Origin of the sequence: Pandoraea norimbergensis, assembly GCF_001465545.3 — a bacterium.
Taxonomy (GTDB): Bacteria; Pseudomonadota; Gammaproteobacteria; order Burkholderiales; family Burkholderiaceae; genus Pandoraea; species Pandoraea norimbergensis.
This window is the reverse complement of sequence record NZ_CP013480.3, coordinates 1222537-1248874: the sequence shown is the minus strand read 5'-3', so window position 1 is coordinate 1248874 and position 26338 is coordinate 1222537. Positions and strand designations below refer to the sequence as shown.

Annotated in this window: 24 protein-coding genes; 16 read left to right on the top strand and 8 right to left on the bottom strand. The window is 62.6% G+C overall.

Features of this window, described 5'->3' with window-relative positions; translation table 11 throughout:
• Positions 1–23 precede the first annotated feature (23 nt).
• From AT302_RS05590 to AT302_RS05530, 13 genes are all read left to right on the top strand, one after another.
• Positions 24–2519 carry a phage tail tape measure protein gene (locus AT302_RS05590; protein WP_058377580.1) on the top strand — a complete coding sequence of 832 codons (2496 nt, stop codon included), beginning with the start codon at positions 24–26 and terminating at the stop codon, positions 2517–2519.
• The gene (locus tag AT302_RS05585) at positions 2519–3430 is read left to right on the top strand and encodes a phage tail protein (protein WP_058377579.1); all 912 of its coding nucleotides are present in this window, start codon (positions 2519–2521) and stop codon (positions 3428–3430) included. Before AT302_RS05590 ends, AT302_RS05585 begins: the two co-directional genes overlap by 1 nt.
• Positions 3430–3636 (top strand): tail protein X, encoded by a 207-nt coding sequence (locus AT302_RS05580; RefSeq protein ID WP_058377578.1) that lies wholly within the window; start codon positions 3430–3432, stop codon positions 3634–3636. The genes AT302_RS05585 and AT302_RS05580 overlap by 1 nt, the downstream gene beginning before the upstream one ends.
• The gene (locus AT302_RS05575; RefSeq protein ID WP_237172158.1) at positions 3633–4817 is read left to right on the top strand and encodes a phage late control D family protein; all 1185 of its coding nucleotides are present in this window, start codon (positions 3633–3635) and stop codon (positions 4815–4817) included. The genes AT302_RS05580 and AT302_RS05575 overlap by 4 nt, the downstream gene beginning before the upstream one ends.
• On the top strand, positions 4814–5416 hold the full coding sequence (locus tag AT302_RS05570; protein WP_058377576.1) for a phage baseplate assembly protein V: 603 nt from the start codon (positions 4814–4816) through the stop codon (positions 5414–5416). Before AT302_RS05575 ends, AT302_RS05570 begins: the two co-directional genes overlap by 4 nt.
• A 63-nt stretch (positions 5417–5479) precedes the next feature.
• Positions 5480–5833, top strand: coding sequence for a GPW/gp25 family protein (locus AT302_RS05565; RefSeq protein WP_058377575.1), 354 nt, complete (start codon positions 5480–5482; stop codon positions 5831–5833).
• Positions 5830–6936: a baseplate assembly protein gene (locus tag AT302_RS05560; RefSeq protein WP_058377574.1), complete on the top strand. Its 1107-nt coding sequence runs from the start codon at positions 5830–5832 to the stop codon at positions 6934–6936. Before AT302_RS05565 ends, AT302_RS05560 begins: the two co-directional genes overlap by 4 nt.
• A complete protein-coding gene (locus AT302_RS05555; protein WP_058377573.1) occupies positions 6929–7564 on the top strand; it encodes a phage tail protein I in 636 nt (211 codons plus the stop codon). The genes AT302_RS05560 and AT302_RS05555 overlap by 8 nt, the downstream gene beginning before the upstream one ends.
• A gap of 1 nt (position 7565) precedes the next feature.
• The gene (locus AT302_RS05550) at positions 7566–9041 is read left to right on the top strand and encodes a phage tail protein (RefSeq protein ID WP_058377572.1); all 1476 of its coding nucleotides are present in this window, start codon (positions 7566–7568) and stop codon (positions 9039–9041) included.
• 245 nt (positions 9042–9286) lie between these two features.
• The gene (locus AT302_RS05545) at positions 9287–9655 is read left to right on the top strand and encodes a hypothetical protein (protein WP_058377571.1); all 369 of its coding nucleotides are present in this window, start codon (positions 9287–9289) and stop codon (positions 9653–9655) included.
• Positions 9652–10329: a DUF7338 family protein gene (locus AT302_RS05540; RefSeq protein ID WP_058377570.1), complete on the top strand. Its 678-nt coding sequence runs from the start codon at positions 9652–9654 to the stop codon at positions 10327–10329. Before AT302_RS05545 ends, AT302_RS05540 begins: the two co-directional genes overlap by 4 nt.
• A gap of 149 nt (positions 10330–10478) precedes the next feature.
• Entirely contained in the window at positions 10479–11270 is a 792-nt protein-coding gene (locus tag AT302_RS05535) for a DNA adenine methylase (RefSeq protein WP_058380123.1), read from the top strand.
• 282 nt (positions 11271–11552) lie between these two features.
• Positions 11553–12728 (top strand): hypothetical protein, encoded by a 1176-nt coding sequence (locus tag AT302_RS05530; RefSeq protein ID WP_157125692.1) that lies wholly within the window; start codon positions 11553–11555, stop codon positions 12726–12728.
• On the opposite strand, the gene AT302_RS05525 is transcribed toward AT302_RS05530, so the two are convergent.
• Entirely contained in the window at positions 12712–14211 is a 1500-nt protein-coding gene (locus AT302_RS05525; RefSeq protein WP_058380122.1) for a sensor histidine kinase, read from the bottom strand. The two genes, AT302_RS05530 and AT302_RS05525, sit on opposite strands and share 17 nt — an antisense overlap.
• Entirely contained in the window at positions 14211–14954 is a 744-nt protein-coding gene (locus tag AT302_RS05520; RefSeq protein WP_058377568.1) for a response regulator transcription factor, read from the bottom strand. The genes AT302_RS05525 and AT302_RS05520 overlap by 1 nt, the downstream gene beginning before the upstream one ends.
• A 279-nt stretch (positions 14955–15233) precedes the next feature.
• Here AT302_RS05520 and msrB point away from each other — a divergent pair, with 279 nt between their 5' ends.
• The 3 genes from msrB to msrA all read left to right on the top strand — a co-directional run bounded on the left by msrB (position 15234) and on the right by msrA (position 18700).
• Positions 15234–15848: a peptide-methionine (R)-S-oxide reductase MsrB gene (gene msrB, locus AT302_RS05515; protein WP_174554602.1), complete on the top strand. Its 615-nt coding sequence runs from the start codon at positions 15234–15236 to the stop codon at positions 15846–15848.
• Between the two features lie 127 nt (positions 15849–15975).
• Positions 15976–17844 (top strand): cytochrome c biogenesis protein DipZ, encoded by a 1869-nt coding sequence (locus AT302_RS05510; protein ID WP_058377567.1) that lies wholly within the window; start codon positions 15976–15978, stop codon positions 17842–17844.
• Positions 17845–17863: 19 nt separating this feature from the next.
• A complete protein-coding gene (gene msrA / locus AT302_RS05505; protein ID WP_084656036.1) occupies positions 17864–18700 on the top strand; it encodes a peptide-methionine (S)-S-oxide reductase MsrA in 837 nt (278 codons plus the stop codon).
• Positions 18701–18706: 6 nt separating this feature from the next.
• Here msrA and AT302_RS05500 read toward each other — a convergent pair whose 3' ends face one another.
• From AT302_RS05500 to AT302_RS05475, 6 genes are all read right to left on the bottom strand, one after another.
• Positions 18707–19084: a VOC family protein gene (locus AT302_RS05500; protein WP_058377566.1), complete on the bottom strand. Its 378-nt coding sequence runs from the start codon at positions 19082–19084 to the stop codon at positions 18707–18709.
• A 163-nt stretch (positions 19085–19247) separates the two neighbouring features.
• Positions 19248–19937, bottom strand: coding sequence for a helix-turn-helix transcriptional regulator (locus AT302_RS05495; protein WP_058380119.1), 690 nt, complete (start codon positions 19935–19937; stop codon positions 19248–19250).
• Between the two features lie 122 nt (positions 19938–20059).
• On the bottom strand, positions 20060–21316 hold the full coding sequence (locus AT302_RS05490) for a cytochrome c (protein WP_058380118.1): 1257 nt from the start codon (positions 21314–21316) through the stop codon (positions 20060–20062).
• A gap of 182 nt (positions 21317–21498) precedes the next feature.
• Positions 21499–22218, bottom strand: coding sequence for a (2Fe-2S)-binding protein (locus tag AT302_RS05485; protein ID WP_084656035.1), 720 nt, complete (start codon positions 22216–22218; stop codon positions 21499–21501).
• Positions 22215–25238: a xanthine dehydrogenase family protein molybdopterin-binding subunit gene (locus AT302_RS05480; RefSeq protein WP_237172070.1), complete on the bottom strand. Its 3024-nt coding sequence runs from the start codon at positions 25236–25238 to the stop codon at positions 22215–22217. The genes AT302_RS05485 and AT302_RS05480 overlap by 4 nt, the downstream gene beginning before the upstream one ends.
• A 543-nt stretch (positions 25239–25781) precedes the next feature.
• Positions 25782–26285 carry a GNAT family N-acetyltransferase gene (locus AT302_RS05475; protein ID WP_058377565.1) on the bottom strand — a complete coding sequence of 168 codons (504 nt, stop codon included), beginning with the start codon at positions 26283–26285 and terminating at the stop codon, positions 25782–25784.
• Between the last annotated feature and the right edge of the window lie 53 nt (positions 26286–26338).

Sequence of the window (26338 nt, the reverse complement as noted above, 5' to 3'; positions counted from 1 at the left end):
CATCCTAATTCCGAGGTATCCACATGGCAAGTGAGTTTTACGTTGGTGTCAAGATCGGCGCGACGATGCTGGCCAGCTTCGGCACCGCGCTCGCCGGCGCCAAGACGACCATGTCGAACCTTGGCAGAGTGGCCGATGACCTGCAGGTCAAGCATGCCCGGCTTGGCGAGGTGATGTCGCGCGCGATGGCGCACCCGATGCGCAATGTCGGCGAGTTGCGCCACCAATATGAGCGGCTCGGCACGACGATGGACGCGTTGACGACCAAGCAGGCCGCTCTGGCAGGGCAACTGGCACGCGGCGAAGCGCTTCACAAGCAGCGTATGGGTCTCGGTGGCGAGATGGTTGGAACTTACCTTACTGCCAAAGCGACGGCCGCACCTCTCATCGGAGCGGTCAAGCAAGCCGCGACCTTCGAGGCTGGGCTGCGTGACATCGCCATCACCGGGAACCTGACCAAACAGGAGGAATTCAAGGTGGGCGAAGCCGTCCGCCAGGCTGCGCTGTCAACCAGTCAGGGACATGCTGCGATTCTTGAGGGCGTTGGCACCCTCGTTGCGGCGGGCATGGATGCCAATAAGGCAGGAGAGTATTCGGGCCTTCTGGGCAAGGTGGCCACCGCCACCAACGCGGACATGAAAGACCTTGCCGGCATGGTGTATTCGCTGTCGGAGACGCTCGGTATCAAGGGCGACACCGCCCTCAAGGAAGCATTCAACCGCGCTGCCTTCGGCGGCAAGCTCGGTCGATTCGAGCTCAAGGATATGGCCAAGGCGCTGCCGGAGATGACAGCGGCCTTCGCATCAAAGGGCATCAAGGGGCAGGACGCACTCACCCAGATTATCGCCAGTCTCGAGGTCGGTCGTGAAGGCGCAGGTTCCGGTGACGAAGCCGTGACCAACCTGCGCAACTGGCTCTCGCACATGAACGCCAAGCACACCATAGACGCCTATTCAAAAGCCGGCGTGGACTATCAGAAGTCGATGCAAAACCTCGTCTCCGATGGCTACTCCAGCTACGAAGCGTCTCTGCAAATCGCCCAGAAGTTCATCTCGTCACGAGGTGACGGGTTCATGAAGCAATGGAAGGACGCGGGCGCCAAGGGAGACGAAGAGGCTCAACGTCGTTTGATGGAAAGCTTTGGCCTGAACGAGGTGTTCCAGGACATCCAGACCATCAACCATTTGCTGGCCATGCGCCAGGGGTGGGACAAGTACCAGGACAACAAAAAGAAGATGGGTAGCCAAGAAGCAATGGGCACCATCGATGAGGACTATCGCAAGCGCGCCGAGCTCGCCACCAAGGCGTGGGAGCGTTTCAAGACGCGAGTGGCCGACGTCGGCATTACTGTGGGCAGTACGCTGATGCCCTCCCTGACCAAGCTGCTCGGCACGCTCACGCCAATGATCGACAAGATTGGCCAGTTCGCTGCTGCACACCCTGGTGTCATCCGCGCGGTCGCTGGCTTCGCCGTCAGCATCGTTGGCCTGAAGGTCGCCACCCTAGCCTTGGGTTGGGGATTGAATTTCTTTGTTAAATCGCCTCTGAACCTTCTCGGCACGGCATTCACGACGGTGTCCTCAAAATGGACATTGATGCGTGCGTTGCTGCTCGGAGGATCTTCGCGTCTCGCCACGGTATTCCAATTGTTTGGCGCGAGCACGCAGACGGCGACCAAGCTGGCGAGCGTTTTCGGCCGCCTCGGCGGCTGGATGCTATCGCTCGGTCGAGCGACGTTGCTCCTTGGGCGCTTTTTGTTACCCTTCGGTCAAGGCCTGCTGATGACCTTCGGTGGACCGTTGATGCTTGCCGCTCGCGGCAGCCTGTTTCTAGGGCGGCTGCTGGTGGGGAATCTGCTGCCCGGCTTACGTTTGGCTGGTCAGGCGGTGCTCTGGCTGGGCCGCGCCATGCTGATGAATCCGCTGGGCTTGGCAGTTACTGCCATCGGCGTTGCCGCCTATCTGGTGTGGAAAAACTGGGACAAGGTCAAATCAGCGATTCTGGTCGGCTGGAACTGGCTCAAGGGCCTGAAAGATCGGTTCTTCTCTGCGGGAGCGGATCTGATCAACGGGCTTGTCAGCGGCGTGACGTCCAAGATTTCGGCCGCGCGCGACAGCATCGTCTCGTTCGGCTCGGACATCAAAGGCTGGTTTGCCAATACGCTGGGCATCAGATCACCGTCCCGCGTGTTCATGGGCTTCGGCGACAACATTGCACAAGGCGCTGCTCTGGGCATCGGCCGATCGGCGGGGCTCGCCTCAAGGGCGGCTGCCGGCATGGCGTCGGATACGGCGGCGGCCGCCGCGACCCAACACATCGCCGCCGGTCGCCTCGGTTCATCGAGCGCCAGCGCCGGTACTTCGGGGATGACAGTTCAATTCAGTCCAACGATCCATGTCCAGGGTGGCTCGCCGGAAGCGGTTAAGGGCCAGGTCACAGACGCGCTCAACCTTTCGCTGCGCGAGCTGGAACAGATGATCAAACGCGTGACCGCCCAACAGGCGCGGAGGGCCTACTGATGTTCGCACTCCTGGGGGATGTCCAGTTCGACCTGATCACATATTTTGACGGATTCGAATCGGAGTTCGGCGCCGATTTCGCCGAACACCCGCTGATTGAAGGCAAGCCGCGCCTGCAGTTCATTGGCGACAAGCTCGACGAGGTCCGGATCCAACTCGCCTTTCATCAGTATTACTGTGATCCGGAAGCCGAGCTCGTGAAGCTCACAAAGGCACTCGGTGCACATCAAGCCATGGCTCTGGTGCTGGGCAACGGAGATTACAAAGGATGGTTCGTACTGACCAGCGTGCAGGCGACCAGCAAGCACACGGACAAATCGGGCACGCTGGTCGCGCTCGAGGCCGGTATTACCCTGCGCGAGTTTGTCGGTGACAAAAAAAACCCACTTAAGCCCCCCGCAGTCCAGCCGAATCCTGCGCCGGCCAACGCCAAGGCGCTGCCAGTTGACGATGCGGCAGCCAACGAACTGAAAAGCGTTGCGGCCACGGTACGCGAAGGCGTGCGTCAGGCCGTAACCTACGCCAACCAGGCGCAATCCGCGCTGCGCGTTGCAGTCGATGGCGCTCGACTTGCACAGAAGTTGGCGGATAACCCGCTTGCCGCGTTGGGGCGCGTGCCCGGCCTTTTGACAAGCGTTAAGCAGGTTGCCGGTCCATTGGAGAAGCTCTCTCCCACGTTAAGTGGATTGTCCGGCCAGCTTCCCGACGTCTCCAACATGCTGCGCGCCAGCGATAACGCGCTGAGTGCAGTCCGCAGCGCACAGGGGGCTCTGAGTTCGGTCAGCGCCACAACTATTGGCGGTCGAATTGACTATCTGAGCGGGCAACTGTCGACAGCGACGAGCGCCCTCCAGTCTGCGGCACCGAGCATGAGTCAGCTGGCAGCCAAGGTCATCGCGAGGGTCATCTGATGTACCTGACCCACATCACCACCGAAGGCGAGCGCTGGGACCAACTTGCCTACCGCTACTACGGCGATCCACTTGCCTATGAAGCGATCGTGGCGGCCAACCCGCACGTTCCGCTGACACCGACGCTGTCGAGTGGTCTGCGGCTCTCCATCCCTGTGATTGAACAAACAGATTTGTCAGAGGATCTCCCGCCGTGGATGCGATGAACGATCAGTCGGCCACGACCACGGCCAAGGTGCCACACCCGGTCTTTGTGCTCACCTACGAACAGAAGAACATCACCAACGACATCACGCCGTATGTCCGTTCTGTCACGTGCACGGATTACCTGGACGGTCAGTCCGACGAGTTGTCGGTCGAACTGGAGGATGCTGACGGCCGATGGATCGAGCAGTGGTACCCAGGGAAAGGCGACGCGCTATCGCTCAAAATTGGGTACAGCGACGAGCCGCTGCTGCCCTGTGGGACGTTTGAGATCGATGAAATCGAGTTTGGTCATCCGCCGGCGACAGTAACAATTCGGGCGTTGGCCACCGGGGTAAAGAAGTCTGTCCGCACTCGTGCCGGGCGAGCATATGAAGGCACTACGCTGGCTGCGATCGCGCAACGCATCGCCAAGCGCAACAAGCTCACCCTCGTAGGGAAGATCCGGGACATCCGAATTGATCGGGTCACGCAGTATCAGGAACGGGACGTGGAATTCCTCACGCGCCTGGCACGCGAGTTCGGGTATGCCTTCAAGATCGTCAGCACCAAGCTGGTTTTCACCGAATTGGCGGACCTGCGTGAGACGAACGCTGTCCTGACCATCACCAAGGGCGACCTACAGTCCATTCGGCTGCGCGACAAGATCAAGGAGGTCTACCAGGCCGCTAAGGGCAAGTATCACGATCCGAAGACGAAGAGGCTGGTGGTCTACGGTGTGAAGGGAGATAACGTCGCGGAGGTTGGCCAGACTACGGTGAGCACGAAAAAGCGTTCCGGCCAATCTGCGAGTGGCGATACGCTGAAATTCAGCGCGCGAGGGTCCAAGGCTGCCCTCCAGACGAAGACGCAAGCTGCTCTTGACGCGGCAAACCTCCAGCAAACCGCAGGCAACATCACGCTGCATGGCAATCCAAAACTTGTCGCCGGCACGACAGTCGAGCTTGCGAACTGCGGCAAGCTCTCAGGGAAATACCTTGTCGAGTCGGCTCATCACCGGCTTGAACGAGGGGCCGGCTATACCACCGAGTTGGAGATCAAGCGCGTGGCGCTGCCAATCAAGGTTGGTACGGGAAGCAGTACAGGTAAGACGACTTCCGGCAAGGCCCTCAAGGTGTACGGGACCACGACAGACGGTCAGGTGGGCGTGGTGGGTACGAGTACCGTGACCAAGAAGAAATGACAGAAACCACGGAAGAATTCGGCGCCACGCTGAAGTTCGGCACAGTGAGCGCGTCCCGTCCGGGCTTCGCGCGGGTGCGCCTGCCCGATCTCGATAACATGCGCACCATGTGGTTGCCGATCGCCTATCCGAAAACGCAGGATGATCAAGCCTGCTGGACCTACGATATCGGCGAACAGGTGGCCGTGTTGCTGGACGCACGTGGCGAGGATGGCGTCATTCTCGGCGCGATCTATTCTTCAGCCGACACGCCCCCGGTTACGGACCCGAACAAGTTTGCCATCCGGTTCAAGGACGGCGCTCTGCTCGAGTACGACCGAGCCACCGGCATTTTGACGGTCACGGGCGTTCGACGCGTCGAAGTGGAAGCGAGCGCGGAAATTGTTCTCAAATCTGGAACCAAAGTCCTGCTCGATGCGCCAGACGCGGAGTTGACAGGCAACTTGCTGGTGAAGGGTAAGCTGACGGGGCAAGGTGGCCTGGCAGTGTCCGGTGGGGCTGGTGCCCAGATCCAGGGCAACATGCAGATCGACGGCAATGTCTCTGCCACGGGCACCATCATGGATGCTGGCGGAAACTCGAACCACCATACCCACTAGCGATAGTCCAAGCCTTAAAGGCCTTTAATATCCGTCAGCCGGGCATGTCGGCATGATAGCCGCATGACCCGGCTATCCGAAATTTCCTCCGTTCACTGGCAGCCTGCTCTCAATAGCTTCGACGTTGTTGAGGCTGAAGCAGACATCGACCAGGCCATCCGCGTGATCCTCCGCACGCCGAAGGGTAGCGACCCGCATCGGCCTGACTTCGGCTCGAACGTACATCTCTATATCGATTACCCCATCGATCAGGCCGTGCCGCACCTGGTACGAGAAGCCGTCGATGCGATCCGACAATGGGAGCCGCGTTGCGAATTGCTCAAGGTCTCGCCGGTGATCGATCAGGCGCAGATGGCCCTGAAAGTGAGCTGGAAGCTGGCTGACGGCGTGAAGCGTGATACGGAGGTGCGCCTGTGAGCCTCCCCGAGCCGAGCTTCATCGAACGAGATCCGAAAACGATTACCGCCGAAATCGTCGCGCAATACGAGTCGCTCTCCGGCAAGACACTCTATCCCGCACAGGTGGAGCGACTGCTGATCGACGTTATCGCCTATCGGGAAACGCTGGTGCGCGTCGGCATTCAGGAAGCGGCAAAACAAAGCCTGGTGCATTACGCTCGAGCGCCGATGCTGGACTATCTGGGCGAACTCGTTGGCGTCACTCGCCTGCCGGCGCAATCGGCGATGACGCCGTTGCGCTTTGCTCTGAAGACGGTGCTGGCCAACGACCTACTGATCCCTGCAGGCACCCGCGTCGAAGGGGGCGACGGTGCGGTGACATTCGCGACCGACGGCGACGTGACGCTTGTGGCTGGGCAATTGTCGGTAGACACGGCGGCAACGTGTGAAGACCCAGGCGCTGCCGGCAATGGCTGGCAACCGGGGCAGATTAACAGCCTGATCGACGAGTTGGGCGACGTCGAAATCACGGTCGCCAATACCGCAGTCACCGCTGGCGGCGTCGAGGAAGAAGAAAACGACCACCTGCGGGAACGTATCAAGCTTGCTCCGGAAGCCTTCAGCACTGCCGGCAGCCGGTTGGCCTATGTATTCCACGCGAAGAGTGCGCATCAGAGCATCGTCGACGTGGCCGTGTTGTCCCCCACGCCTGGCGTGGTCAAGCTTTACCCGCTGCTTACCACTGGATTGCCAGACATCAACATGCTGGCGTTGGTCGAAGCGAAGTGTTCGGCCGACCGCGTGCGCCCGTTGACCGACCAGGTGCAGGCGCTCGCCCCAACGCCCGTCGACTACGCGATCGAGGCACAACTGGTGCTGTATAAGGACACCGATGTGGCCAGCGTGCTCGCGCAGGCGAATGCTGCAGCCCAAGCCTATATGGCAGATCGCGCGGCGGGGCTCGGCCGTGACATCGTGCCAGTGCAGGTGGATGTCGCCCTGAAGGTCACCGGTGTGTATGACATCGTGCGCACCTCTCCGGCCAAGCTCGTGCTCGCGGAGAACGAGTGGGCGCGGTGCACTGGAATCAATATCACCGTTTCGGGGACGGTCGATGGCTGATTCGCTGTTGCTCCCGCCGCCGCTGGCCAGCGACGAGCGCTTCCGAGTGCTCGGACAGCTGGCGGCTCGAATCAGCGACATCGACCTGTCGCCGCTCCTGGTCTATCTCGTGGACACCGTCAACGCGTCGGCGTTGCCGGTGCTCGCGGATCAGTTTCACATCCTTGGCGAAGGTTGGCAGTTTGCCCGCAACGACGACGAGCGTCGCCTGTTGCTCAAGCGGGCGATCGAACTGCACCGGTTCAAAGGCACGAAGTGGGCCATTCAACAAGTTTTAGAAACGCTGGCCCTCAAAGGTCAGATCGCCGAGTGGTTTGAGTACGGTGGCCAGTCGTATCACTTCCGTATCGACGTGGATCTGTCCGACCGCGGAATTGACGAGACAACCTACGACGCGCTCGTCGCCTTGGTCAACGAGTACAAAAACGTGCGCAGCCACCTCGAGGCGCTCACGTTGTACCTCACCGTACGAAGTCCCGTGCCCGTGATCGCGGCCGCGACGCTCGGCGGCGAGCTGACGACCATATATCCGTTGCAGTTGGACGGCGTCGAGCAACGCGGGGCCGTATTCATTGGCTACGGCCAGCAAACCATCGAGATCACCACGATTTACCCCTTGGAGAACTGACGTGGCTCAGGACTACTACACCATTCTGACCAACGCCGGGCTCGCATATGAGGCTCAGCAAAAGGCTCAGAACAAGCCCATCACATTGACAACGATGGCCATCGGCGACGGCAATGGAGCCGTCTACAACCCGGATCCGACTGCGACGACGCTGCGGCGCGAGGTCCATCGCCAGCCGATTAACGCGCTTTTGCAAGACCCCAACAACCCCAACTGGCTTGTCTGTGAAGGATGGCTGGCCGATGACGTAGGCGGCTGGACGATTCGAGAAGTCGGCATTATCACCGACACCGGAGTCCTCTACGCGATCTGCAAGTATCCCGAGTCTATCAAGCCGCTCCTGGCCAGCGGCAGCGGCAAGCAGTTCTACGTCCGGTCAATCTTTCAGACCAGCAACGCCGCCAACGTCACATTGCTCGTCGACAACTCCGTGGTGATGGCGCCGCGCGCGTACGTCATTGATTACGTCCGAGATGAACTGGCCAAGCTGGACAGCAAGCAATCGGTTCGGGTGGCCACGACGGGGCCGATCGTGCTTACGGGGCTGGGACCGGTGGATGACGTCGCGCTCACAGCAGGCGACCGTGTGCTAGTGAAGGACCAGGCGGCGGGCGCCGAGAACGGTATCTACGTGGCAGGAGCTGGCGCGTGGGCGCGCGCAGCGGACGCCAACAGCGCGGCGAAGCTCACATCTGGCGCAGTAGTTCCCGTGGAGTCCGGCTCGCTGAATGCCGACACCCTCTGGATGCTCAAGACGGACGGTGCCGTCACGCCGGGCACGACAGCACTCTCCTTTCAATGGGTGGGTGGTCTGAATGCGCCGGATCAGCCCCCCGGCGATAGCAGCCGCAAGATCGCCAATACGGCGTTTGTTGCTTCGGCGCTCGCCGTGCTCAGCGGTTACCCGAAGGTCTACTCGATTCTGTCCTTACCGACCAGTAATGTCGGCCCGATTATCGTCGCTGAAGTTGCAGAGGTTTGGGTTTGGTCGGCCAGCCAGTATTTCACCGGCTATCGCTCTCCGCTTTGCGGCCGTCCGTTGGACGGTCACACGGTCACGCCGCTGGCCAGTGAGATCGATGCCGTGGGCGGCACGTTAAGTAAGACGGCATACGCCGGGCTGTGGGGCTACGCACAAGAAAACAGCCTAGTTGTCGCGTCCGGCGCCTGGTCTGCCGGCATGCACAAGTTTGTCGACCTCGGCGGTGACAACTTCCGGTGTCCTGACCTGCGCAACCAATTCCGTCGATTTACTGGGACCGACGCTGACACTGCAAATGCACGGACGCTTGGGACGCGTCAGCTTGATGCATTCAAAGCCCACAGCCACTACGTCAACGGCATCACATCGAGCGTCGCGGGCGGAAACCAAGGCGCTCCTATCGAATCGGGAAACATCCCTTGGAAAACGACCGATGCCGGGGGGAGCGAAACTCGCCCAGTGAACACGGCGTATGCCCCGCGCATCCATGCCTGAAACTAGACATGGATGCGGGGTGCGTAGGCTGTATTGGTCGGACGGGTCTCTGCGCCTCCCGTGTCGTTCGTGGCACTGCTTGGAGAGTCGCCGGGGGTTTGCATGACGGCCGAGTAGCTCCCGGCCAGGAATACCGTGCTCGACGGAAACATGGTCAGCGCGTGGGAGTGCCGTTGAATCGCACTAGCCTGCTTCGTACCAAGCGTTCTTGCATTTGCAGTGAAAGTACCTTTAGGAGAGAAATAATGGAAAAAAAGACCGTTTATCAGACCGACGAGCACGGGTTCTTTCTGTATCCGGCCATCGCGCACGAGTTGTACCTGTCGCCAGGCGAATTCAACGTGCCCTACGGCGCGGTCGAAGTGCAACCGCCAGCCGTCGAAGGTGGCAAGGTGCAGATGTGGGATGGAGCGGCGTGGTCGGTCGTGGAAGACCATCGCACCACGAGGCTTTATGTCGCGGAGAGCGGTCGTGAATACCAGCTTGGCGCCACAGTGGAAATTGACGGTGACAGCGTCACCTATTATGGCGGTGGCCCCATTCCTTCGTGGCTGACAGAAACGGCTCCTGAGGTGCACATTGACGTTGCCGGAACGCTTGAGGAAGGGCAATGATCGCCTTCGTCCTTTCCGTTCTATGTGCAGCCATTGTGCTTGCTGCGAAATGCACGATCATTGCCGTTGCGATCTCCTTGCTCGATCGCTGCCTTACGGCCAGCTCGCCGCCCGACTCCGTTCCTCGCCGCCTGTTCGTGATCATCGCGGTCATCGGGTATCCCGCCTATGTCGTTGCGACCTGGGCTGTCGTCGTCTTTGCCGTGCTGTGCGTGAACTGGTGGGCAGTGCTGCTCGCCGATGACGACGGCAACCTGCCGAGTTGGCTGCGCTGGTTCCAGACGTTTGACGCATCGATCGATGCGGGGTGGAAGGACGGCTATTTTCCGGCCGAGTGGGGAGAGACGCCGCGAATGCGCTATTTGGCTCACGTGCTCTGGCTGCTACGCAACCCGGCATATGGACTGGACTACTGGCTCTTCGGTCTGACCTTTGACGCGCGAGGTTGGCGCATCCTGGCCAACATCGAGCGGGATGACCTGGTGCTGTTCTTTGCAGTGGGCAACGGCATGAATTTGTACTATCACGGGCCCCTCGGCGAAGCGAAGATTGGCTGGAAGGCCTGGAACTACTGGTTGGGGAACGCCTGGCGCGAAACGCCGTGGGGCCCGGCTTGGCAGATTCCTGTATGCGCCACATACAACCCGTTCAAGCGACGGGTTTCGGCCGCATAGTAATTTAGAAGAAAAGACGCGGCGACGCGGTCGGTGCGCTAACACCGGCCGCGTCCCGCCCTCGCAGATGAGTCCTGCAAGTTAGGCAAGGCCGCGTACCCCTGCAGAGGCGGCGTAAGCCTATCACATATGACGCACGATAAATGCACATCGCAACACCCATCATCCCGTGGCTCGGCGGCAAACGCCGTCTCGCGGACAAGCTGCTACCGCTCTTTCCGCCGCATGAGTGCTACGTGGAAGTGTTTTGTGGCGGGGCAGCTCTCTATTTTTTACGCCCGATTCCCGCTCACGTCGAGGTAATCAACGATATCAACGGTGAGCTGGTGAACCTATACCGGGTTGTGCAACACCACCTCGAAGAGTTTGTCCGCCAGTTCAAATGGGCGATTTCCAGTCGACAGGTATTTGAATGGCAAAAGATGACGTCGCCGGCGACGCTGACAGACATACAGCGCGCGGCGCGCTTCTACTACCTGCAACACCACGCGTTCGGTGGAAAGATCGACGGGCAGACATTTGGCACCGCGACGACTGCTCCGACGGTCAATCTTCTGCGCATTGAAGAACAGCTTTCGGCGGCCCACCTGCGCCTTGCTGGCACCACCGTAGAAAACCTGTCGTGGCACGACTGCATGCGCCGTTATGACCGCGCGCATACGTTCTTCTATCTTGACCCTCCCTATTGGCAGACGGAGGGGTACGGCGTGCCGTTTGAGTTTGGTGAGTATGAGCGCATGGCTACGATCATGCGGGAGTGTAGAGGCAAGGTGATGTTATCCATCAACGATCATCCCGACATCCGGGAAGCCTTCGCGGGACTCCAGATCGCGGAACTGGACATCCGGTACTCGGTTGCCAACGCACGCGGTACGCCTCAGACCAGTAAAGAGCTGGTCATCATGAATTGGGAGGCCGAGGTGTTTGGCGGCCTATTCTGATTCGAACAGGCGAAAATGAACGCGCAGGGCGTGAAATTCTCTTGCAGATGCTGGAAAATACATCACGTCCTGTTTATCGCGCGAAACGCGCTTGATTTGTCGCGCCGCGCTTCAGCCGGGCGCGCTTTCCCCTCCACTTCCTCCCCCCGCTTTCTCCTCATTTACCCCCCCTGCCCCGGGGAAGCCGGGAACGTGTCACGCGGAGCCGGTACAATCGGGGAAAAATTTCTCCGGCAACCTTTCGTGATGACGTCCGCTTTATCTGTCCGACCTGTCCGATCCGTGTTCTCCGCGCGTCCTGTTCTGGGTTCTCTCGCTCTGGTCCTTCTGCTGGCCGGTTGCGCCGCCAGCCCGCCGCGCCTCACGGCACCCGCCGCCCCGCCAGCAAACGCTGCCAGCACCTCTCCTGCAACGCCTTCACCTGCCGCGACCGACGCTGCCAGCACAGCGCCCGCCGCACTGCCGTGGTGCGTTCAGACGTCGTTGCGCGAAGAAGACGACCTGATGCGCAACTTCGGCGGCATTCCCGCCGGTGTGCGCCGTATTGAAGAAACCCGCTTCATTGCCAGCTACGACCGCACGACCGGCAAGGTCGGCCCGCTCGATAACGGCAATCGCTTCGTAATGGAATTCGATCCGCAGGGGCATCTGCTCGCCAGCACCGATCGCGGGCGCTACACGTATGCCGCCGATGGCCGGCTGCTGAGCGTCGATGGCGCATCGGTGGCGTGGCAAGGCGCCGACGAGTGGATCGTGAACGGCGCCGCGCGGCGCGGCACATGGAGAGAGCAAGTCCGTCAGGAAGGTGAGCGCGTCGAGTGGACCCGCCGCATCATCGTCGGTGCCAACGGCACCCATCATCGCCGTCAGGGCAGCTTGCAAGCCCGCCTGTTCGACGACGAGTGCTTCGTGCTGTCACGGCAATGGGAAGCGCCCAACGAAGCCCGCCAGATCGTCACCGCCGACGGCAAGGTCCGCCCGGCGCCCAAAGTCGTCTCGTATCGCACGTTTGCCGACGTGGAACGCAAGCCCGACGGCAGCCGGATCGTGCGCGACACGGGCGCTGCCGCCTTCATCGACGGTCAGTGGCTACCGCTCGCGTGGGATAACGAAGTCTCGGAATACTCGCCGCGTCACGAACTCGTGCGCGTCACACGCACCGACGCCGCGACCGGTGAGCGTCACGTCTCGGAATATCACTATCGCCACGACAAACGCGGCAATGTCGTGCGCGTGGTGATTACCTCGCCGTCCGGCGCGGGCGAGAAGGTCGACCCGTTTGCGAACGTCTTCGTGCGCAAACTGACCTATTTCGAACCGGCCACGCCGGTCGCCACCGACAAGCCTTCGGCACCGGGTGCCGCCAAAGAAAGCGCGACGGTACCTGCGGCCACCGCAGAACCCGCGCCGCCGGAAGCATCGGCGCCGGTCGACGGCAAGCTTACGTCGGCAGAGTAAAGCGGAACGTCGCGCCCTGCCCTGCATGACCGGACTGAGCACTGGTTTCTACCAGCGTGATGCGGCGGCCATGCAGTTGCAGGATGCGATGCACGATGCGCAGGCCCAGTCCGCCCTCGCGGCGCGCGCCGCCCACCGTAAAGGGCCGCTCGAAGAGGCCTTCGCGCGCACTCTCCGGAATGCCCGGTCCCGTGTCGCTAACCCGCACTTCGATATCCGCCCCGGCCGGGGCCACGGCCACCACGATCTCTCCGCCTGACGGCGTGTAACGCAACGCGTTCTCCAGCAGATTGGTGAACACGCGTTCGATCAACCCGAGATCGGCACGCGCGGCCGGCACCTGCGGCGCGAGTTGCGCGCGTAATGCAACGCCGCGCGACTCGGCGCTCAATTCGAATTTCTGGAACACGTCCTGAATCAGGTCGGTCACCGAGAACGGCTCGGCTTCCGGCTGCACGAAGCCGTGCTCAAGACGCGCCAGCTCGAACAGCGACTGCGCCAGCGCCCCGACCTTGCGGCTCTGGTCCAGTGCGATGCCCAGATAGCGCCGCCGGTCGGCCGGTGCCAGCGTGGCGTCTTTGAGCGACAACGTTTCGAGATAACCATGCAGCGACGAGAGCGGCGTGCGCAGATCGTGCGAGATATTGGCGATCAGTTCGCGACGCTCCTGATCCTGGCGCGTAAGCGTGCGCCATTGCTCGCCCAGACGGTCCACCATCTGCCGGAACGCGCGCTCCAGCACCACGATTTCGTCGTTCGGCCGCGCCTGTTGCGACGCCAGTTCATCCGCTGACACGGCGGGCAGCGCTGCCGGTGCTGCGTCGATATCGAACTCGCGCACCGTATCGGTCAGGCGGCGCAGCGGACGCGTAATCCACGCAAACGCCGCCAGACCGGCAATCAGGCACAACGCCGCGACCAGTCCGATCGACCACAACGCAGTACTGAGCGCGGCACTCGTCGCGCCGCGCGCCGCAAAGCGGTCATGCGCTTCACCCAACAGCACCACATAGATGTAGCCCACTTCCTGCCCGTTCACCCGCAGCGGCGCCGCACTGAAGACCTTGCGCACGTCGGTGTTGCGCGGGTCGTCGCCATAAATCGGCAGCGCTTCGCCGTCGATCAGCCGATGGACCGGCGCAAGATCGATCTGGGTGCGCCGCAGATGTCCTTCCGGGGCCGCGTGCCCGGTAATACGCCCCTGTTCGTCGAGCAGATACACCTCGACGCTCGGGTTGACCACCATCAGTTGCCCGAACAGGTTTCGCACGGCGTCCGGCTTCATGCCGTTCGCGTCCATCAACTGCGCGTTAGCGGCGATGTGCTCGGCCAGCCCGCGCGAGAGCCCCTGAATCACTTCGGCCTCGTGCATGCGGTTTGCCCGTACCTGCAACCAGGCCGACGTGCCGCAGCACACCAGCAGCAGCGCCGCGAAAACCAGCGACAGCCGCTGCGTGAGCGTGAGATTCCATTTGCGCGTCATCATGCGGCCCCTGCGTCGGTCGAATTGCCTTCGGGCGTCGCATCGCTGGCGAATTTATAGCCACGCCCCCAGACCGTGAGAATGCGGGCCGGCTGCGCGGGATCGGCTTCGATCTTCGCGCGCAGGCGGTTGATGTGGGTATTGACGGTGTGCTCGTAGCCTTCGTGCTGGTAGCCCCAGACGGCATTGAGCAGGTCCATGCGCGAGAACACTTTGCCGGGCTGGCGAGCGAAAAAGTACAACAGGTCGAATTCGCGCGGCGTCAGGTCGAGCAGCTTGCCGCCCAGCGTCGCCTCGCGGGCGATCGGGTCGATGAACAGGCCCGCCACCGCCAGACTGCCCGCTTCCATGCGGGCGTTGCGGGCGAGCGCATCGACCCGCCGCATCAGCGCCTTGACCCGTGCGACTAGTTCCAGCACCGAAAATGGCTTGGCCAGATAGTCGTCCGCGCCCAGTTCCAACCCGAGAATGCGGTGCACTTCACTCGCCCGGGCACTGGTGATGATGATCGGCGTGTAGCGGGTCATCTCCCGCGCACGGCGGCAGATTTCGAGACCATCGACACCGGGCAGCATCAGGTCGAGAATCAGGGCGTCCCAGCCGCCCTCGGACAGGCGTCGCAAGCCCTCGTCGCCATCGGCGCAATGCACGACGTCAAAGCGTTCGTCGCGCAGGTGCAGCGTGAGCAGATCGGCGATATGCACGTCGTCTTCGACGAGCAGGACACGGCGCGGCGAATCCATCGTAGGGGGAACTCCCGGGAAAAGTGGGTCTGGGTGACCTCATTGTGCGCAGTTCAGGCCCTTTGAGGTATCACGAATTGTTTAATCTTACGTGAGGACTTTGCCATCACGGACGCACTACCCTTCAGTCATCGATCCGGCGCCAGCACCCGCTCTACCTAGGTAATACGCTGCAACGTCGTACCGCTGATGCGCCCGGCCCCCGCGCCCCCCCAGGTATTGCGAGGCCCGGGCAGGTCAGCCCAGGCGCCGGATCGGCCCCACTCACCGGAGGATGCCATGAAGTTGTCCGACCAGACGCCGTCCCAGAAAGCCGCCCAGCCCGTCGCTACCACTGGCAGCGCTGCCAGCACTGCGGCTGCGACTCGCCAAACGACGTCGCGCCGCCTGTTTCTGCTCAGCACCACGGCAGCGGCCGCCGCCGTGGCCGTCGGACTCGTGCCGCGCCTCGTGCGCCCGGCCCGTGCCGACGATGCCCGGCGCGCCAGCGCGCCCGAGCATTTCGAAGTGGCCTTTAGCGACGCCGAATGGCGCAAACGCCTGACGCCCGGCCAGTACGAGATTCTGCGTCAGGAAGGCACCGAGCGCCCGTATTCGAGCCCGCTCAACGACGAACACCGTACCGGCACGTTTTTCTGCGCCGGCTGTGCCCTGCCGGTGTTCTCATCGCGCACCAAGTTCGACAGCCATACCGGCTGGCCGAGCTTCTGGACGCCGCTCGATAACGCCGTGGCCACACATACCGACACGAGCTTCGGCATGACCCGCACGGAAGTGCACTGCCGGCGCTGCGGCGGCCATCTGGGGCACGTCTTCGACGACGGCCCGAAGCCGACCGGCCTGCGCTACTGCATGAACGGTCTGGCCATGACATTCCGCCCGCAACCCGCTTGATAGCCAACGGGCGACGAGCTGGCAACACGCTGACAACAAGCGGTCAGCAAGCGGTCAGCAAGCGGGCAACAAACTAACAACACGCTAATCCTCCGGCCTCGCCGGACCACGCTAAAGGAGCGCTTTCATGACCTTGCTCATCCTCGCCTATCTCGGCGGGATCCTGACCATCGTCAGTCCATGCATTTTGCCGGTGCTGCCGTTCGTCTTTTCGCGCGCCGGCCAGTCGTTCTCGCGCAGCGTGCTGCCGATGCTCGCCGGTATGGTGCTGATGTTTGCGCTCGTGGCCACGCTGGCCGCCGTGGGTGGCAGTTGGGTGGTGCAGGCCAACCAGTACGGCCGCTGGCTCGCCCTCGCGCTGGTCGCGTTGTTCGGCGCCACATTGCTGTTCCCGAAGTTGTCCGAACGCCTGACGCATCCGCTCGTCTCGCTGGGCGACCGGCTGTCGCAGTCGGCGCAAGGTGACGGGCAAGCCAGCGACGCCGCAACGGCGGGGACTCGTCCGGGGGCATCGTTCCTGCTCGGCATTGCCACCGGCCTGCTGTGGGCCCCGTGCGCCGGCCCGATTCTCGGGCTGCTGCTCACCGGCGCGGCACTGCAAGGCGCAAGTGTCGGCACGACGCTGCTGCTGATCGCTTACGCTGCCGGTGCCGCCACGTCGCTCGCGTTGGCATTGCTCGTGGGCGGCCGTGTGTTCGCCGCCATGAAGCGCTCGCTCGGTGCCGGTGAATGGATTCGCCGCGTGCTCGGCGGCCTCATGCTCGCTGGCGTCGCCGCGATTGCCCTCGGCCTCGACACCGGTGTGCTGGCCCAACTCTCGACCGCCTCGACGGGTGGCATCGAACAGAAGCTGGTCGACCAGTTGGGTGCCCGCCGTGGTGCTGGGAATGGTGCTGGGAATGGTGCTGGGAACGGTGCTGGGAATGGTGCAGGCAATGGCGCCGGTGCAGGCGATGCCGCCGCCGCTGAAACGGGCGCTGGCAGCCAGAGCGCCATGACCCGCACCGCCGCGACCGAACCCGCCCCGTTGCCGGTCGAAGGTCAGTTGCCGTCGCTCGACGGTGCCGTGCAGTGGCTCAACTCGCCGCCGCTGACTGCACAGGCGCTGCGTGGCAAGGTCGTGCTCGTCGACTTCTGGACGTACTCCTGCATCAACTGCCTGCGCACGCTGCCGTACGTGAAGGCATGGGCGCAGAAGTATCGCGATCAAGGCCTCGTCGTCATCGGCGTGCATGCCCCGGAATTCGCCTTCGAGCGCGATATCGGCAACGTCAAGAAAGCCGTGCATGACCTCGGCGTCGACTATCCGGTCGCCATCGACAACAACTATGCGATCTGGCGCGGCTTCAACAACCAGTACTGGCCCGCCCACTACTTCATCGACGCGCAGGGACGCGTGCGCTATCACCACTTCGGCGAAGGCAACTATGCCGAATCGGAGCGCGTGATCCAGCAACTGCTGCGTGAAGCGGGTGCAACACAGGTGGCCAGCAGCATTTCGGACGTGCAGGCCAGCGGCATTCAACAGGCCGCCGACATGCGCGATGTCCGCTCGCCCGAAACTTATGTCGGCTACGAGCGCGCGGAAAACTTCGCGTCGCCGGGTGGTGCCGTGCGCAATCAGGCGAACGACTACCGCGCACCGTCGACGCCGGCGCTCAACGCGTGGGGCCTTGGCGGCTCGTGGAAAGTTGGCGCCGAACAGGCAACGGCGACGCAGGCCGGTGCCCGCATCGTCTACCGCTTCCATGCCCGTGACCTGCATCTGGTACTGGGCCCGGACACCAACGGCAAACCGGTGCGTTTTCGCGTGACGGTCGATGGTCAGGCACCGGGCGATGCGCACGGAACCGACGTAGCGGCTGACGGCACCGGCACCGTGACCTCGCAGCGGTTGTATCAGCTCGTGCGCCAGTCCGGCGACGTGAGCGACCGCACCTTCAGCATCGAGTTTCTTGACCCGGGTGTGTCGGCTTATGCCTTCACGTTCGGTTAATCGAATCGGGAGTCTTCAGATGAACAAGCATCATCCGCAACACACTGCCCCGGCCACCTGCGCTACGCCTGCTACACCTGCTACACCTGCTACACCTGCTACACCTGCTACACCTGCTAGCAAGCGCGCTACGGCACTGGCTTCGGGCCTGCGTCGTTCGCTGCTGGCGGCAGCGGCCGTCGCCGCCGGTGTCCTCACATGGCAAGTTGGCGCTTACGCGTTCGGCGGTGCCGAGCCGGCCGTATCGATCGCGGCACCGAAACTGGATGAACCCGCCACCGGCGCACACACCGAAACCGCCGTCTTCGCGGGCGGCTGCTTCTGGGGCGTACAAGGCGTATTCCAACACGTGCAGGGCGTAACCAAAGCCGTCTCCGGTTACGCGGGCGGCACGGCAAAAACAGCCGACTACGAAACCGTGAGCGGCGGCAGCACCGGCCACGCCGAGTCGGTCGAAGTCACGTTCGATCCGCAGAAGGTGTCGTACGGCAAGCTGCTGCAAATCTACTTCTCAGTCGCCCACAACCCGACAGAACTCAATCGTCAGGGCCCGGACAGCGGCACGCAATACCGCTCGGCCGTGTTCCCGATGAATGACGCGCAGCGCCGAGTCGCCGAAGCCTATATCGTGCAACTCGACGCCTCGCATGCGTTCTCAAAGCCAATTGCGACGAAGGTCGAGAAGTACACGGGTTTCTATGCCGCCGAGGGCTACCATCAGGACTTTCTGACCGAGCACCCGACGTATCCGTACATCGTGATCAACGACCTGCCCAAGGTGAAAGACCTCAAGCGGATGTTCCCCACGCAGTATCGCGATACGCCGGTGCTGGTGAAGACGGCGTCGGCGTCCTAAGCCCGCTTACTTCGGCTCGTCCGCCAGCTTGTACACGCGCAGACGGTGACCGTCGGGATCGGACGCCACGAACGTGCGGCCGAAATCCATCGTGGTGGGCGCTTGCAAAATCGTGATGCCGCGAGCGCTCCAGTCCACGTGAGTGGCGTCCACCTGCTCGTTGGACGCCACCGGCAGCACCACTTCGCTGCCGCCCGGCGGCGCAATCACGGTCGGCACCACCGTGTGCTTCGCCCACAAACCCAACTTCAATCCCGACGGAAACACGAACAGCGCGAAACCCGGCGACGTATCGACCGGTTGACGGTCGAGCAGATCGGCGTAAAACGCAGCGCTCACAGCGGTATTGGCAACATACAGAATGACCATATTCGGATGCAGCATGACAAGCTCCTGTCGATTTGGATGACTGACGGACTAACTAACGTGTCAACTGACGTTTCTCACGCACCGGGCGCCTCGGTGTGCGTCGTCATTGCACGTATCGTAGAAGGAAATGCTGTCAGTTTTTGTCAGTAGTCGACAGACAACTTACCGTCATTCCCTGTCACTCTTCACGTCGCCCCGTCGTCTCCCGCCACGCCTTGAGCAGTGAGCGGCGGCCGCGTGGATAACGCGCTGCCGACACGGTCATCGCCTCGATGCGGTCGGCGCGAAAGTGCCGGAACCCGTCGCGCAACTCACACCACGCAACGACCATGCGCACGCGCTCGAAGAAGCCCAGCGCAAACGGCCAGATCACGCGCTCCGACGTTTTGCCGGCTTCGTCGCGATACGCCAGATGCAGCTTTCGCTCGGTGCGAATCGCCTCACGAATGACGGTCAGATCGACGGTCATCGGCGGCAACGGATCGCCCGGCCCGATGAGCAGCGTCGAGGCTTCGAGTGACGCGCGCAGATCGGCCGGCAGCACGGCGGCGATCTTCGCGAGCGCGTTGCCCGCCGCATCCGCCAACGCGCCATCCGTACGATTGGCCACCCAGCGCGAACCCAGCACAATGGCTTCGATCTCCTCTTCGGAAAACATCAGCGGTGGCAGCATGAACCCGGGCTTGAGCACGTAGCCCAGCCCCGGCGCACCCTCGATGTGTGCGCCCTGCGCCTGCAAGGTCGCAATGTCGCGATACAGGGTGCGCAGGCTCACGCCCAGCGATTCGGCGAGCGACGCGCCCGCCACCGGATATCGGTGACGGCGCAGCAGTTGCATCAGAGAGAAAAGACGTTGTGTACGGGACATGGCGCGCATTATGCGCCCGATCGCAACGAAAAAAGCGCACGTTCAACCGTTCGGTCGATACGTGCGCTTTCCCCATCAAAGGTCACGGCCTTAGCCCTGACCCTCGTTGCACTTGTCGCGGATTACTTCTGCCGCAATTGCTTGACGATCTCCGAGTTCACATCGCCTGCCTGAGCGCCATAGGCCACACGCAGGTAGTTGGTCAGTTCGGAAATCTGCGCGTCCGTCAGCCGCTTGTCGAAACCGGGCATGTCCTGCATGGCTTCGAGCCCCGGGAATTTCTGCGGCTCGATACCGTCGAGAATCGCCACGATCAGATTGCGCGGGTCCTTCTGACGCACGGTCGAATTGCCCAACATCGGCACGGCGACATGCGGCTTGCCTGTACCGTCCGCCGCGTGACAACCGGCACATACCGCGAGGTACATGTTGCGGCCCGCGACGAGCTTGGCCGTATCCGGACTCGCCGGCAACGGCTTCGGTGCAGGCGGTGCATCGCCCAGCAGGTAAGTGCTCAACGAGCGCAGGTCGTCCGGCGTCAGATACTGCGAGCTCAAGTGCACGACCGGATACATCTCGCCGAACGCCGAGCCTTGCGGCGCGACACCCGTGCCGAAGAACGTCTGCAAGTCCTTCAACGTCCAGCCACGTGCCGCGAGCGCTTCGGGCGTCAGGTCCGGCGCAGCGATACGGGCGAGTGCGGCACCGCCGAGCGGCTTCGCACTATCGAGTTGCCCGAAGGTGCCGCGCGGCGTATGGCACTCCGCACAGTGACCGAGCGCATTGGCAAGATAGCGGCCGCGCAACCAATCGGCAGACTGGCCCTTCGATGCGTCGGGCAACGTGTCCTTGAGGAAGATCCAGTCCCAGAAGCGCATGCCGAAACGCATGTTGTACGGGAACGAGAGATCGTGCTTCCGATTGGCCACGGCCACCGGCTTCACCGACATCAGATAGGCGTAGATCGCATCGCTGTCGGCACGCGTCATCTGCCGGTACGACGTATACGGCATGGCCGGATACAGCACCTTGTCCGGCGCTTTGCCATCGTGCAGAGCACGATAGAAATCGTCGGCCGTCCAGTTGCCGATACCGTTGCTCTTGTCCGGCGTGATGTTGGTGCCGTAGAAGGTGCCGAACGGCGACTTGAGCGGCACGCCTCCGGCAAACGGCGCACCGTCGGCGCTCGTGTGGCACGCCGCGCAATCGGCCGCGCGTGCAAGGTATTTGCCGCGTGCAACCAGTTCCGGCGGTGCCGGGTTACCCGGCGTCATGACGACTGCCGTTGCGTTGCCAGTTCCCGCAGCACTGGCAGGTGCCGAAGCACCGGACGCCGGCGCATCGGCCGCCATCGCACTCGTGACGATCGACGGCATCATCGACGTTTTTGGTTGCGGCGGCTGCGAGGGGTCGGGTGCCTTGGGCGACGTCGAGTCGTTGCACGCCGCGAGCAGCAGCGCCGCCGCGACGCAAACCGCACTGGCCCCCACGCGGCTTAGTCGGCGTAGTGAGGTCGGCAAGGACGAAGAGGTGACACGATTCAGGTTCATGGCGTGTCCTCTCACTTTGCGTCGGTCAGACAGCCGGGCGTCTTCAGAATGACGTCGCGCACGGCCTCGTAATAGCGCACATACCCGGTGCAACGGCAAATATGGTCGTTGAGCCCTTCGGTAATGGCGGCTTCGAGATCGGCACGTGCCACCGGTTTGCGTTTCAGCTTTTCGATGAGCACCGTCGCCGCGTTCACGAAACCGGGCGTGCAGTAGCCGCACTGGAAACTGAAGTGGTCGAGAAACGCTTGCTGAATCGGTGCCAGCGTCACTTTGCCGTCGGCATCATGGGCCGCATGGCCTTCGACCGTTCGGACCGTCTTGCCGTCGAAGTAATTCGCGCCGGTGATGCAGGTGCGTACCGTTTCGCTGCTGCCGTCGGCATGATCGACGATCACCACGCACGCGTGGCAAATGCCTTGTCCGCAGCCCAGACGCGAGCCGGTCAGCCCGAGCGTCTCGTGCAGGTAGTCGATCATCATCAGACCCGCCGGCACATCGGTCGGCCCATGCGAGACGCCGTTCACTTTCACCGTGACCGGCAAGACATCCCAAGGCGCTTTGCCACGACTGGTGGTGGCAGCGGCAGCGGGCGCTGCCTGCGCTGCCTGCGCTGGTGCACCGCTTGCCGCGGCCGGTGCCGAGGCGCCATTGATCTGCTGTGCTGCACCTGCTGCCGCGCTGCTCGCGGCGTCTGACGCCGCTTGAGGGGCGTTTGTCGTGTCCGTCATGCCAGTACCTCCTGGATCTTCTCCGGTGTCACCGGCAAGTCAGTAAAACGATGGCCGATCGCATGCGCGAGGCCGTTCACAATCGCGCCCACCACGGGAATCATCACCACTTCGGCGATGCCCTTGGGCACATCGGATTCGGAAATCGGCGGCAGCACTTCACCGGTCTGCGTCCACACGGCAACATCGGTTGCGCGCGGCAAGTGATAGCGGTTGAAGTTCCACGTGCCGTTGCCCGGGCCGTCTTCATAGAGCGGCAGGTACTCGTGCAACGCGTGGCCGATGCCCATGGCGAGACCGCCCTGCAACTGGCCGGACACCAACTGCGGCGAAATCTGATTGCCGCATTCCATGATGGAGTGGTGCGTGAGCAACTCAACCTTGCCCGTCGCCTCATGCACCGAGAGTTCGACCAGCGTCCCGACGGCGCTGTAATACGTCACCGCCGCGTTGTTTCGCTGCACCGGCGGGTAGAACACTCGCTTGCGGTCGATCACGCGATAGCCGGTGGCCGGCGCCGGTGCTGCGACCTGCATGGCGGAAGCGTTCGGCGCACGCGCTGCGGCAGCCGATTTCGCCGACGCATTGGTGTTGCGATGGCTGCCCTTGCTGGCCGGCGCTTGCACCGGCGCGGCGGCGGGCGCGGAGGCAGCGGCCGGTGCATTGGCACCGCCCTTGCCGAAGCGCAACGCAATGCCATCGACCGGCAGGCGTTGCGTCGTGCCGTCGCCCAGATCCCAGTCGGCTTCCGCCCATTGCCAGCGGTTGAATACGTGAACGGTCGCGCCCGTCACCAGCCCCATTTCATGAGCGGTCTTCGCGAGCATGCCCAGCGGCAACGCTTCCATGCCGGCGGCCGAGAGCTTGCCCTCGACCCAGCGCGCGTCTTCCACGCGCACCACGAGCGGCGCCGCCTGACCGCCACCCAGCCCCCGGCGCCAGATCGACAGCGCCGCCGGCCACAGGCCTTGCATAAACAGCAGTCGCGCCGCTTCACGCGTGCTGTGCGTGAAATAGAACGCCGAATTCGTCGCGCTTGACGGCGAGGCGTAACCCGGCGACCAGCGCGGGTTCGCCGCCAGTTTGTCCTGATCGGCCTGCGACATCAGATACGGGTCACCGCTCGTGAGCACCGGCAACTCCGGCCAGTCGGTGATGGCGATGTGCACGTCGGTGGCCGGCATGCCGAGCCACTTCGCCACAGCCACGGCCTGAGACGTCGATGTGCCCGTGCCGATTTCGGCCGCTGTGTGATGCAGACTGATTTTGCCCTGATCGTCGATCTCCACCCGCGCGAACGAGGTCTCCGCGCCGGTGCCGAAGTCCTTCTGCACGCACGCGAAACCCACGCCGTAGCGACGGCCCGGATGCGACGCTTCGTACTCGGCCTTTTTCTTGTCGCGCTGCGTCCAGAGCGGGTGCGCCTTGGCTTTCGCGAGCACTTCATCGACGCGCACGGCACCGGCAGGAATCGCGCCCTGCGTGTTCTTCATGCCCGAGCGAAGCGCGTTCTTCATGCGGAAATCGATCGCGTCCAGCCCCAGTTGCGCGGCCATCTCGTCGATCATCATTTCAGTGGCCGCCATCGACTGCAACGTGCCGTAGCCGCGCGCCGAACCCGCGTCGATAGCGCGCGATGCAATCGCCACGCTCGCCAGATCACTCTGCGGGAAGTAGTAGATCGACTGCGCCGCCGTGGCGCCCACCATCGCCACCGACGGCGAGAAGTTCATGCGCCCGCCGCCGTTGCACTCCATGTCGGCCGCGAACGCCTGCAACAGACCGCTCGCCTTGTCGACGCCGATGCGATAACGCATCGTGAAGGCGTGGCGCTTGAGCGAGGTCTGAAACTGTTCGTAACGGTCGTTGGCCAGCCGCACGGGCAGTCCGTCGCCGTACATCGCAGCGGCCAACCCGTAGAACGGCATGTTGTAGTGATCTTTCGAACCGTAGCCGACCGTGTAGCACGGGTAGACGATCAGACGCTTGACCGGAAAGTGCCCCTTGGCCACCATCGCGGCCGCATTCTCGGCCACTTCGGACGGCGACTGTGTCGGCACGACCATGTGCAGCGTCTGCGTGCTGGCGTCGTACCAGCAATTGGCGTTATCGGGTTCGAGCGCCGCCGTGTCGACGGACTGCGTGCGGTACTCGCGCGACATCACGAGCCAGTCGCCCGGCGGGTGCGTCAGCGACTCGCCGATCTTGCCCGCGTAGGCCATGCCCTGTTCGTCGAGCTTGCCGTGATCGTTGCCGTCGGGCCACACCGGCAGGTGCTTGCGCATCATGCTCGGGAAGATCGGCGCATCTTTCAGGCTCGAATAGATATCGTCGTCGTAGGCCGTCTTTCCGCCCACGCGCACAAAGCGGAAGGTGCCCCACGGGTCACGTTCCAGCGGGCCGCTCACTTCGCCATAACGAATGATTTCGTCATGGAACTTGAGCTTGTCCTTGGCGAAGCGAAAACGCGCGAAGTCGTGATAAATCAGAATCGCCACGGCATGGCCGAGATACGCCGGCGTCTTGCCCGCAGGCAACAGCATGTCGTCGCCGTAAAACTCGGGGAATGCGACGCCGTCGCGCGCGAGGTCATCGGCCGTCACCACGCGATCAGGCTTCAACCCGTCGTCGAGGCGCGAGAGGTCGAAGCCGAGATAGGGCCGGTCGGCTTGCGTCGCGCGCAGCACGAACGCATGCGCCTGCTGCTTCGGCCAGCCGGGCATATCGGCGGCACGCACGTCACGCGCGAAGATCTTCGCGCCGGTGACTTTGGCCGTGCCGTCAATACGGAATTTGGCTTGGCCCGTGGCAGCATCCCACGCGACCGGCGTGAGGTTCTTATCTTCGAACAGCGCGGCAAATGCGCGACTGCCGAGCGGGGCGATGTAGACCGAAATACCCGCGATCACCGAGGCTTTGAGAAAGCCGCGTCGCGACAGGGCAAAGCCTGAAGGACTTGAGGTATCGGGGGTCTGGGGCGTATCGGAAGCAGCAGATGAGCGAGCATCATCGCTCGACATTGCCGCTGGCGGACAGTGTTTTCTTGGCAGGCGCGGCATAAGCGTTCCGTCCGTCGGCCGGGGGGTACGGCCTTCTTGTTTGGGGGGACGTATCACCAACACGAAACGGAAAACGGCACGCAAAACAGCACGATTACGATCACGACGCCTGGGGCAAAGTCATGACCCACGATGCTTGTGCGCAGTGCGCGACATTCATCTGCCGTGATGTCGTCGTGAAGTCTTATAGGACCACGCTTCATGAGTGACACCGGACACCTGAAGGCTACACGCCGCCTATGTGAATGACAAGGTGACGGATGACGCGCTGCGTGAGAACTGGCGCGGCCTTGCGCGCATTGCGCACCGTGCGGCGGGCAAGAGCGGGCGATATTCGGCGCGGATGATGTTGCTTATGCTTGATCGGAAATGGCGCTATATCCAATGGAATACGGCGCCAGCCCGAGATCGGCGGGTGCTGCAATTTATTTTGTGCAGTGCGCTGATTTTTATCGTTTTTCTCACGCGGCTTCCAACGCTTGCCGACAACTGCGCACGCGGCGCTCAGACGATGCGCAATTCCATGCACGTGAGATCGAGCCAGCGGCCGAACTTCGTGCCCACCTCGCTGAAAACGCCGACGGTGCGAAAACCGAGCTTCTCGTGCAAGCGAATCGACGGCGCGTTTTGCGCTTCGATACTCGCGATCATCACGTGAATGTTGGCGGCACGCGCGCGCTCGATCAGCGCACGCATGAGCGCCTCGCCAACGCCGCCGCCGCGTGCGTTCTGATCGATGTAGATCGAGTGTTCGACGGTGTGACGATAGCCGTCGAACGCGCGCCAGTCGCCATACGAGGCATAGCCCAGCACGTCGTCGCCACGTTGCGCAACGATCACCGGGAAACCCTTCGCCAAGCGTGCCGCCAGCCACTCGCGACGATTGTCGAGATCGACGACGATCTCGTTCCAGATGGCCGTGGTGTGTTCCACGGCATCGTTGTAGATATCGCGAATGACGGCGAGGTCCGCGTCGGTGGCGTCGCGAACAGTGACGGCTGGCTTCATGATGAGGTTTCCACGCAAGGTGTAGCGATGACAATTGTGTCGAATTTCGACGT